A 1,579-nucleotide genomic window follows, 5' to 3' on the forward strand; every position below is an offset into this window, starting at 1 on the left:
GCCGGTGTCGGTGCCTTCGTTGTTCGCCGCGCAGGTGGCGCGTGCGCCGGGGGCGGTGGCGTTGGTGTGCGAGGGCGGGTCGGTGTCGTATCGGGAGCTGGATGAGGCGTCGAATCGGTTGGCGCATCTGTTGGTGGCCGAGGGTGCGGGCCCGGGGCGGGTTGTGGCGCTGCTCTTTTCGCGGTCGGCTGAGGCGGTCGCGGCGATGCTGGCGGTGCTCAAGTCCGGGGCGGCGTATCTGCCGATCGACCCTTCCTCCCCGGATGCGCGGATCGGGTTCATGCTCGGTGACGCCGCGCCGGTGGCGGTGGTGACCACGGCGGATCTGGCGGTGCGTCTTGAGGGTCGCGGGGTCAGCGTGATCGATGTCGATGATCGGCGCATCGACGCCGAGCCGCACACGGCCCTGCCCGAGCCGGATGCCGATGGGGTGGCGTATGTGATTTACACCTCGGGTACCACGGGTGTGCCTAAAGGTGTTGCGGTGACGCATCGCAACGTGACGCAGTTGATCGGGTCGCTGGACGCTGGTTTGCCGGCGCCGGGGGTGTGGTCGCATGCGCATTCGCTGGCGTTCGATGTGTCGGTGTGGGAGGTCTTCGTCCCGCTGTTGCGCGGTGGGCAGGTGGTGGTCGTCGATGAGGACACCGCGCGTTCGCCCGAGGATCTGCATGAGGTGTTGATCGCCGAGGGCGTGACGGTGCTGACGCAGACGCCGTCGGCGGTGGCGATGCTGGATCCGGCCGGTCTGGACGGGGTGGCGTTGGTGATGGCGGGGGAGGCCTGCCCGCCTGAGGTGGTGGATCGGTGGGCGCCGGGTCGGGTGATGGTCAACGCCTATGGGCCGACCGAGACGACGATGTGCGTGGCCATCAGCGCTCCGCTGGAGGCGGGCTTGGGCGTGCCGCCGATCGGGTCGCCGGTGCCGGGGGCGGCGCTGTTGGTGCTTGATGGCTGGTTGCGGCCGGTGCCGCCGGGGGTGGTGGGCGAGTTGTATATCGCCGGGGCCGGGGTGGCCACCGGTTATGTGGGTCGGGCGGGGTTGACCGGGTCGCGGTTTGTGGCTTGTCCGTTCGGCGGGGCCGGTAGGCGGATGTATCGCACCGGGGACCTGGCGTGCTGGGGTGCTGATGGGCAGTTGCGTTATCTGGGCCGCGCCGATGAGCAGGTCAAGATCCGCGGGTATCGCATCGAGTTGGGCGAGATCCAGGCGGCGTTGGGCGCACTCGAGGGCGTGGGGCAGGCGGTGGTGGTGGCCCGCGAGGATCGCCCCGGTGACAAGCGTCTGGTCGGTTATGTCACCGGTGCCGCCGATCCGGCTCAGCTGCGGACCGCTTTGGCGCAGCGGTTGCCGGCGTTTATGGTGCCCGCGGCGATCGTGGGACTGGAAGCGCTGCCGCTGACCGCCAACGGCAAACTGGACATCCGCGCGCTGCCCACCCCCGAGTACGCCGCCGGTGACTACCGCGCCCCGCAGAACCCGACCGAGGAAATCCTGGCGAGCATCTACGCCGAGGTCCTTGGCGTCGACCGCGTGGGCACCGACGACTCCTTCTTCGAACTCGGCGGCGACAGCATC

At 69.7% G+C, this 1,579-nt stretch carries 1 protein-coding gene; it reads left to right on the plus strand.

Features of this window, described 5'->3' with window-relative positions; translation table 11 throughout:
- Positions 1 to 1,579: amino acid adenylation domain-containing protein (locus A5713_RS00260; RefSeq protein WP_156751687.1), on the plus strand; the 1,579-nt coding region annotated here is incomplete at both ends.

It is taken from the genome of Mycobacterium sp. E2497, from assembly GCF_001668695.1.
In the GTDB taxonomy this organism is placed as follows: Bacteria; Actinomycetota; Actinomycetes; order Mycobacteriales; family Mycobacteriaceae; genus Mycobacterium.